The 2,526-nt window shown below is 47.8% G+C and carries 3 protein-coding genes; 2 read left to right on the top strand and 1 reads right to left on the bottom strand.

Going from position 1 to position 2,526, the window contains the following annotated elements; translation table 11 throughout:
* Positions 1-262: 262 nt before the first annotated feature.
* Together IBX50_RS19625 and IBX50_RS19620 are read left to right on the top strand one after the other, a co-directional pair.
* Complete coding sequence (locus IBX50_RS19625) at positions 263-976, top strand: hypothetical protein (protein WP_292258085.1); 714 nt, start codon at positions 263-265, stop codon at positions 974-976.
* Between the two features lie 227 nt (positions 977-1,203).
* Entirely contained in the window at positions 1,204-2,166 is a 963-nt protein-coding gene (locus tag IBX50_RS19620; RefSeq protein WP_292258084.1) for a calcium/sodium antiporter, read from the top strand.
* 144 nt (positions 2,167-2,310) lie between these two features.
* Here IBX50_RS19620 and IBX50_RS19615 read toward each other — a convergent pair.
* The coding region (locus tag IBX50_RS19615; RefSeq protein ID WP_292258083.1) for a hypothetical protein at positions 2,311-2,526 on the bottom strand (216 nt) is incomplete at its 5' end.

The following is a 2,526-nucleotide window of genomic DNA, read 5'->3' as shown; positions in this document are numbered from 1 at the left end:
CCGGCAGGGTGTTATTGCCCTGAAACAGCAAAAGAGGTAAAAAGAAAGCCAGACAACAGCAACCGGCAGCAGTACCAGTAAAAAAGTACCATCAATCTGCTGAAGCCGGATATAAAGACAAAACAGAGAGTCGCCAGACGAAGGAAAAAACCGCAGGGAAAGCAACGACTTGAAAAGCAAATTCCCTAGCAGCAAGCCCGATGCAGCGGCCGCTCAACATGCGGTTATATTTATTGCAGGAATTGGAGTAGTCGGATAAACCGTGAATATATTTTGTAAAGTCATAAACAATGAGGCTGTACCGCCCCAGAAGACAGAAGCTTCTGTTGATAAAGTAAAGAACTCTATCTCGGATCAAGATTTGCAGAGGTTATGTTTGGTAGAGTTCAAAAGCCAGTCATATTCATCGTTTTACACTACAGCAATGGAGAAGGATAAAAGTATTCTTGCGCTTTCAGTTGCAGGAACTGGATTCTTAGTAACCCTTCTGAAGCTAACAGATAAATTAGCCATTTATGACATGGTATTTTTTGCATTAGCTGCACTTGGTTTTCTTCTGGCGATATACTTCATAGTTTCATTGTTTGGTAAAAATGCCGACTTCATTGTGGATCTCGTCCAGGAAAAAGATGTTAAATTAAAGCAGCACCAGCTTAAGCAGCTAGATTCTTGGGCAATAGGAGCTTTCTATCTTGGGATAGTTATGTCACTGCTCTTGGGGATCTCAACATCATCAACACTGTTCATTAAAGAGGAAAGAAATATGTCAAAAGAACCTAAAATTGAAGAGCTAATCAAATCGGAAGCCAAGCCTATTTTTGAGAGCTATCAGCAGGCTACTGATTTAAAAAAGAGCTTCCAAGGAGCTGCGGGAATGCAGCTTCAAGCCGATTCAACACAGCAAGTAACTCCAGCATCAAGTGGAAGCTCCGGTGCATCCGCCATGATGCCTAAAACAACAAGCGACGAGAAATAAATATAATAATCGGCTGTTCTCGCCCCTTTGGGCTGGGATGGCCTTTCCGCGCTCCTACGTAAATTCTGAAGCTTATGATGATGAAAAATGCTCCAGAATACACGTAGAATCGCCATTTTCAGTATAAATGATCAATTTTTTATACTGAGGTTTTTCTACAGCCTCGTTAGGCAGTCTAGGCTGATGCAGCCATTTTTTACTAAGTTCGCAACCGGAAGCTCAAAATCATGTTGAACCTGCTGTTCGTCGCTATTGGAGTGTTGCTTCTGACTAGTGGTGGTGAGGCACTTATCAGAGGATCTTTGGCAGCTGCAAATCGACTCGGCATTTCTCCTCTGCTCAGTGGCTTGTTAATTGTCGGTTTTGGTACGTCTGCGCCAGAGCTGGTGGTCTCAATTGAGGCTGCTCTAAGTGAGCGGCCCGACATCGCAATCGGTAACGTTGTCGGGAGTAATATCGGCAACATCCTGCTAATTCTAGGCTTATGCGCACTGATAACACCTCTTGCTGTCAAGCCGCTCGTATTGCGGCGTGATGGTGTCACGGTCGTTGCGGCGAGCATTCTGTTTCTTATTCTTGTCGGTGGCGATGCTTTGGTAAGGTCTGACGCTGCCATATTCCTGTTGGCGCTCGCCGCTTATCTGGCCTGGGCTTACTGGACTGAGCGCTCTGGAGAAGCGCCTTCCTCTGGGTTGCATATAGCTGAAGGAGAGGAAGTTACGTCTCTGCCAAAAACAACTCTATGGATAGTCATGGCGGTGGTGCTGGGTTTGGTCCTTTTGATCACCGGCTCACAAGTACTGTTAAAGGGTGCCGTGGGAATAGCTGAGTCGTTTGGTGTTTCAGAGGCTGTGATAGGTTTGACGCTCGTAGCGGTTGGCACGTCTCTGCCCGAGCTTTCGATATCAGTAATCGCAGCGTTCCGCCGACATGCCGATGTTGCCATTGGGAATATCCTGGGCAGCAACATTTTCAATTTGCTGGGAATACTCGGAATTTCCGCGTTGCTACAGCCGCTGCCAGTCCACGAGAGAATCCTGCAGTTTGATCAATGGGTCATGTTGGGAACGTCGCTGATTCTGCTGCTCTTTTTATATACAGGCAGCCGGCTTAGCAGGCTAGAGGGAGGATTGCTCCTGCTGGGCTACGGTGTATATGTAGGTCTGAGTTTCACGGTATTCGGCACATAAACTATGGGAGCGAAAATACCTAATAGGGTAGCTGGGGGTTTCTAGCCCGCAGCCCCACAACACCCTGCATGCGCACAGGGCGTTTCACTCAGTAGTGAAGTTTGATCCATCCATCGCGCAGCAACACCAAACTCGCGGTATAGCTCAGGTCTCCAGCCAGGCGGCAGGGCAATCTGCACAGAGTACCAGCAGGCGTGACGGATTGCCGGCATTCAGGGCAATGGAAAGGGTGACATCCAGTGTGGCATCCGGAAGTCCGAGGTAAGGCTGAGAAATCTGTACTTGTCCGGGTTGTTCCAGCGCATTACGGAAATAACCACGCCTTGCCCACAGAGCGCCCACACTGCGGCTGAGAGGTGC

This window comes from Marinospirillum sp., assembly GCF_014859565.1.
The sequence above is the reverse complement of the archived record's forward strand: the minus strand, read 5'-3'. Positions and strand labels throughout refer to the sequence as shown.

What these genes read in the sequence shown, in the direction of transcription:
- IBX50_RS19620 (WP_292258084.1), top strand. Translation starts at nt 1,204, where the DNA reads ATGTTGAACCTGCTGTTCGTCGCTATTGGAGTGTTGCTTCTGACTAGT.